3 protein-coding genes and 3 pseudogenes are annotated in these 5,907 nt (G+C 37.4%); 2 read left to right on the forward strand and 4 right to left on the reverse strand.

Translation table 11 applies throughout. The features are described 5' to 3' along the window. The 3 genes and pseudogenes from ACFIO3_RS07475 to ACFIO3_RS07485 all read right to left on the reverse strand — a co-directional run. Nucleotides 1-402 (reverse strand): annotated as a pseudogene (locus ACFIO3_RS07475) (hypothetical protein); the annotation flags it as partial. 335 nt (nt 403-737) lie between these two features. Continuing rightward, the gene (locus ACFIO3_RS07480; RefSeq protein ID WP_375614078.1) at nt 738-896 is read right to left on the reverse strand and encodes a hypothetical protein; all 159 of its coding nucleotides are present in this window, start codon (nt 894-896) and stop codon (nt 738-740) included. A gap of 362 nt (nt 897-1,258) precedes the next feature. Further along, a pseudogene (locus ACFIO3_RS07485) lies at nt 1,259-1,508 on the reverse strand (ABC transporter); the annotation flags it as partial. A gap of 305 nt (nt 1,509-1,813) precedes the next feature. Here ACFIO3_RS07485 and ACFIO3_RS07490 point away from each other — a divergent pair. Continuing rightward, a pseudogene (locus tag ACFIO3_RS07490) lies at nt 1,814-1,998 on the forward strand (integrase); the annotation flags it as partial. A 473-nt stretch (nt 1,999-2,471) separates the two neighbouring features. On the opposite strand, the gene rpmE reads toward ACFIO3_RS07490, so the two are convergent. Beyond that, a complete protein-coding gene (rpmE, locus tag ACFIO3_RS07495; RefSeq protein ID WP_005774581.1) occupies nt 2,472-2,693 on the reverse strand; it encodes a 50S ribosomal protein L31 in 222 nt (73 codons plus the stop codon). A gap of 190 nt (nt 2,694-2,883) precedes the next feature. On the opposite strand from rpmE, the gene ACFIO3_RS07500 reads away from it, so the two are divergent. Beyond that, on the forward strand, nt 2,884-4,674 hold the full coding sequence (locus ACFIO3_RS07500; RefSeq protein ID WP_375704267.1) for an ABC transporter transmembrane domain-containing protein: 1,791 nt from the start codon (nt 2,884-2,886) through the stop codon (nt 4,672-4,674). The last annotated feature ends 1,233 nt before the right edge of the window (nt 4,675-5,907 follow it).

The raw sequence follows: 5,907 nt of genomic DNA on the forward strand, positions 1-5,907 counted from the left end.
TTGAAGACACTTCTGTTCCCCTTGTGCAATAATATCTTTATGTCCAGCGCACTCTTGCTCTTTTTGCTCAAGTTGTTCAGTCAATTGAAGACACTTCTGTTCCCTTTGTGCAATAATATCTTTATGTCCAGCGCACTCTTGCTCTTTTTGCTCAAGTTGTTTAGTTAAATGCTTGTTCTGATAAATTGCCAATGCAAGCATTAAGCTTCCCCCACAACACACTATCATTGCCAAACCGAACAAAAAATCCACTGAGTATCCCAAATACCACCACATTCCCATCAATATGATGCAGAAAATCATAACACCGCATCTTACACTCCCATATTTTTTCCCCCATTTCCACATGACCTTAATTGTAGCTATTCTGAAAGCTATTGCCAATTTTATGTCTTCTTCCATTCTTGCTCTCTTTTATTCTCACCAACATTTAACGCAGCTCTTTTATCGATCCCTCGATATTGTATCAATATGTATATATCTGATTTGAAAATCACTACATATTATATTTTAATAAAAATAATACACAAAATATAGATATTTTTATTGGTAAAATAAAACAATTTGTATTTAATTGTATTGCTCTTATGCTTTATGCACTTTAAAGAAAAGCCTTATAATTCTTAAAATGCACTCCCATAATATTGGTTCAAAGTACTCAAACGCCTAACACAGCAAAACATGGCTGCGTGCTCACCTTGTTTTGTAAAATTGATAAAAAGTGTCTCTCTACTCATTTATCGGCTCTTTTTTAGTAAATCGGCATCATCATACACTCTCCTAACCCCTAATGTTACTACAGCCCATAAAACTTGAGACGCTTCATGAAGAGGACTTATTCTTTCTAAAGTGTTTACCTCACGCAATCTTCCCTGTTTGGTATATGCAAGAGACATGGTTTTAACTGATTCAACATAACCAAATTTGAAATACGAAAATCCTATGGTATTCATGATCTCTCATGAAAAACAATGCGTTATCATTATAAATCAACGTGACAGTTCTGTTATGAAGAGAACTCCTTGCTCATCTTAATAGTCCATAGCGATTTAACTGGGTATTATTTTATATTCTGTACACAAATGAAGTATTTTTATAAAAATGCTTCATCTCAGGCAGAAAAAAGAACAGCCCGTTAAAAAAGAAAAACACCTTAAAGCTTGCCTTTCTTTTTTCCATGAGAGTTTCAAATTGATAAGCCTGTCTGAAAAGAGTGCTGTTTATGCCTTTAAAGATACTGCTCTTGTATCAAGATCACTTACTCAGATGAGAATTGCAGTTTAGCCAAATGCGCATAAACATTATTTTTTATAATGAGTTTTGTGTGTTCCTTCTTCCACAAGAGAGCCTTTATCCATCACGAGAATACGATCCGCTTTTAAAATTGTTGCAAAACGATGTGCAATGACCAAGGTTGTACGATTTTGCATCAACCCTTCTAAGGCATCTTGCACCAACTTTTCACTGTTTGCATCTAAAGAAAATGTTGTTTCATAAAGTAGTAATACTTTGATTTATAATAATAATTCATTGTCTTGTATGTTGAATGAGAATCTCGAATACCGTAGGATTCTCTCATTTAAAATCGGTTCCATGGTGAATCAATCGAAACTATGTTTCTTGCACGTACCAAGCGGGGAGAGTCCGCGTGAATAAAAAAACTATTAAGAAAAGATTTAAAATGCCTCTCATGAATTGTCTCAAGTGCTAAGGGCTGTAACAACATCCACGAGTTGGCAAAGTGTGTGATAGTGCTGGCTTGCTTCTTCATAAGCGTAAATATGCAGGTGCACAATAGCTTTACCGTTATAGCATTCATGGATGCCGTCGCGAAATAAGCTTGGATGCTCTTTGAGAGATATATCTTTAAAATAAGCCTGTGAAACTGTAACAAAACGGCGTTCTGTTTTCCGTGAGGAACAAAATCCCATTAAAAAACGGAATAAACAAAAGTGTGAAGCAATAAGCAATCTCCATTATTTAAAAGATATTGCTCTGAGCTGGCAAAGTGTGTGATGGTGCTGGCTTGCAGTAAGAGGGCTGCATTTCTTAAAATCGCCTATGCAATACCAATGCGTTGTCTTTGCCCTCCAGAAAGCATGGTACTGCGTTCTCCTCCTTGCGTATCAAAGTCGTTTGGTAAAGCTTGAATAAATTCAAGTGCATTGTCCGCTTTAGCGGCAGCAAGAATTTCTTCTTCATGGGTATTTTCAATTCAAAAAAGATGAACTGTTTGCAATCGTTTTATCTGAGATTTTTATACGCTATGAGAAGAGGTGTATGCGTGTATTTCAAAATGATTTTTGAATTAAAAAAACGCAACCACTACGATTTATAAGGGTTTAAGACCTATCTTTTTTTGTTGGATGCGTTTTTGAATTAAATTTAAAGTGCACTCTTTGACAGGATAAAAAAACCATCGTTTGCAATCGTTTTGTTTAAAATTTTTGTACCCCATAATAAGGAGGCTTTTACATGCCAATATTACCAAAACGATTTTTGAACTTAGAAAGACGACCACCACGGTCTACAAGTGTTTGGGATCCACCTGTCCATGCTGGATGCGTTCTTGGGTCAATATCTAGATTAAGGGTATCACCTTCTTTTCCCCAAGTGGAACGCGTCGTATATTGGGTTCCATCCGTCATTACAACGGTAATTTTGTGATAGTTGGGATGAATATTCGCTTTCATGCGTCAAACCTTTTGCGTTTATAGAATGAAAGAACACTTACTCATTTTTTTAAGTGCGCTTCCTTTGTCTTTTTGATACACTGATTTAAAGTATTTATTTCTATAGCTGAGCACGCATCAAAAAACAAGTGTTCAAGATACATCATTGTATCAAGTGTTATAAATCATTTAATAGAGTGAGCGAAATTTTATAATGTTACATTATCATTCAGAAAAATCTACGAAATCTTCCCATAAAAAATCTTCATTCTCTTCGCTTGCAATTTTTGTTCCTTATCTTTTGCGCTATCGTTGGTTGTTTATCTTTGCCTTTATTGCTTTGTCTGTTGCTGCTCTGATCACATTAGCTTTGCCAGTGGCTATCCGACAAATGTTTGATCATGGGTTTTCTACTTCAAGCCATGGACATATCAATTTTTACTTTGGAATTTTGTTTATCTTAGCCTTGTTTCTCGCATTTGCTTCAGCTGGACGTTATTACTGTGTTATCACCTTGGGAGAACGGATTGTTGCCGATTTACGGCGTGATGTGTTTGTTCATATTATGAGACTCTCTCCTGCTTTTTTTGATCGGTCACATTCAGGAGAGATTGTTTCAAGGCTTCTAACCGATACAACACAAATAAAATTAGCCGTTGGTTCGACCGCCTCTACTGCTTTGCGTCAGTTGATTATCGTGATCGGAGCTGTCGTGATGATGGTGATCACCAATGCCAAATTATCTTTGCTGGTTCTGGCTGCTATTCCTATTGTGGCCATTCCCTTGGTAGTCTTTGGACGTAAAGTTCGCTCTCGTACCCGCGCGGCGCAAGATCGTCTCGCAGATGCCAATGCTGTTGCTACAGAGCAGGTAAGTGCTATTCGCACTGTGCAAGCTTTTACCGCTGAAAAACTCGTTACAATACGTTTTTCACAATTGATAGAACGTGCTTTTCAAACAGCACGTGCTTCTGTAATCTTGCGCTCCTTTTTTACGGGGTTTGCAATTTTTTTGGTTTTTAGCAGTGTGGTTGCTGTTTTATGGATTGGATCGCGTGATGTTTTGAATGGAACGATGACAGGAGGGACCTTAGGACAATTTGTCCTTTATGCGGTTTTTGGAGCTTCTACTTTTGCGCAATTATCGGAACTGGGAGCAGAATTAATCCAAGCAGCAGGCGCTGCTGAACGGCTTGCCGAATTGTTACAAGAAAAACCTGCTATTGTAGCTCCTAAAAATGCTTTATCATTAGAGCAACCTGTTCGAGGTGAACTTGTTTTTGATCAGGTTGATTTTACCTATCCCTCTAGACCACAAGAGAAGGTTTTACGCTCACTTTCATTTTCTGTAAAAGCAGGCGAAACGGTTGCTTTTGTTGGGGCTTCCGGAGCAGGAAAAAGCAGCATTTTTTCTTTGATCCTTCGTTTTTATGATCCAATAAGTGGAACAATTCGGTTGGATGGCATGGAAATTAATCGCCTTTCTTTACAAGATTTACGCAGTGCAATTTCCTATGTTCCACAAGATGTCGCCATTTTTGATGGAACATTGCGCGATAATATTATTTTTGGAACTGAAAATACCCATGAAGAGGAAATCCTTGCTGCTGCTAAAGCGGCTAATGCACTTGAATTTATTCAAGCTTTACCAGATGGCTTGGATACGCAAGGAGGAGAACGCGGTACCATGCTTTCTGGGGGGCAAAAACAACGCATTGGTATTGCGCGGGCAATTTTAAGAAATGCACCCCTCTTGCTGCTTGATGAAGCAACATCTGCTTTGGATGCAAACAGTGAAAAGTTGGTGCAAGACGCCTTAGACGGGTTGATGCAAAATCGAACAACATTGGTCATTGCGCACCGTTTGGCAACAATTTTAAAAGCAGATCGTATTCTTGTAATGGATAAAGGCGCTCTTGTGGAAGAAGGAACCCATGCCGAACTTGTGGCAAAAAATGGCGTTTATGCCTATCTCGCAAAACTCCAATTTTCACCTGAGTGAGTGATCTTGATACAAGAGCAGTACTTGGGCAGCAGTACTTGGGCGTGAATACCGCGCTTTACAGGCAGAGGATTATTAATTTAAGGGCTCATGGAAAAAAGAGGGATAAGAATTAAGATGAAAAAGAGGAGCAAGAATTGAGGCAGTTTCTTTTTGAATTACAGGTTGTTCTTTTTTCTGCATAAGGTAGATCATTTTTATAAAAACGCTTCTATGTACAGAATATAAAACGATGCCAAGTTAATCTCTATGATTAAGGTGTATAAAGAACTCTCTTCATAATAAAACCGTCATGTTGTTTATTATAAAGATAATTTATTATTTTTCGTGAGAAATCCTAATACCATAGGATTTTCTTATGCTGAACTCTCATAGTGAATCAAACAAAATCTTTTGCTTGCACATCACAAGTGGGGTTGGTGTGTGGAGTGAAATTGTACAAGAAAGGAGCAAGAGCCTCTCTTGCCCCTTTAAGTTCCAAGAACTGTCACAACATTGGAGCGCTGACAAAAGAATATACGCTGGCAAAGATTAATAATGGTGCTCGCTTGCTTGAGTCCCTTATGCAGCTTACTTGATAGACTCTACCCTAAAAACTTACCCCACTCTTTAAAAAAAATTAATATGAAAAATTTTTCATGCCCTCTATCTCAGCGCTCTAAACAATAGTGTTTACCGAAAATCATGATAAGCTGTAATTTATAAATACGCTTCTCTCATCTGTAAAAGTATCCTTTTATTCTCTTTTAAAAAACGAACATTTTTTGAACATTGTTTGCAGATTCTTATTATTGAAAAAGAGCAAAGATTTTTTTAGCGTTTTTGGGTGTCTTTATAATTTTTGTGTGAGCGCGTATGAGCAACAGCTTTTGTAATAAACCCGCTTTTGGCAAAATTGTAAAATTTTATCAAATTTATTGTTTGTAAATATCACCACGACCACTGTCTTTTCTCCTTGCAGACACAACAACCTCAAAACACTTTCTCTTTGCTCACAAATCGTCTCTCCAACTCTCTCTTCCAGTCATAGCCTATAAAAGTAAGGATAGAGTGCTTTGATTGGACACCATCTTCTCATCCCCAAGACCCACAATCCCATCATTTATATTTACAGCCCTCATTTATAGCGCCTCCTGTTGTGCTTTAAGAAGGCATTTTAACGATGATAGGAACGTGTACAAAAGTATCTAGAGCAATATTTTTTAAATAATGGAGATTGCTTATTGCTTCACA

The sequence above is a fragment of the Bartonella sp. AD328YNZD genome (assembly GCF_042196425.1).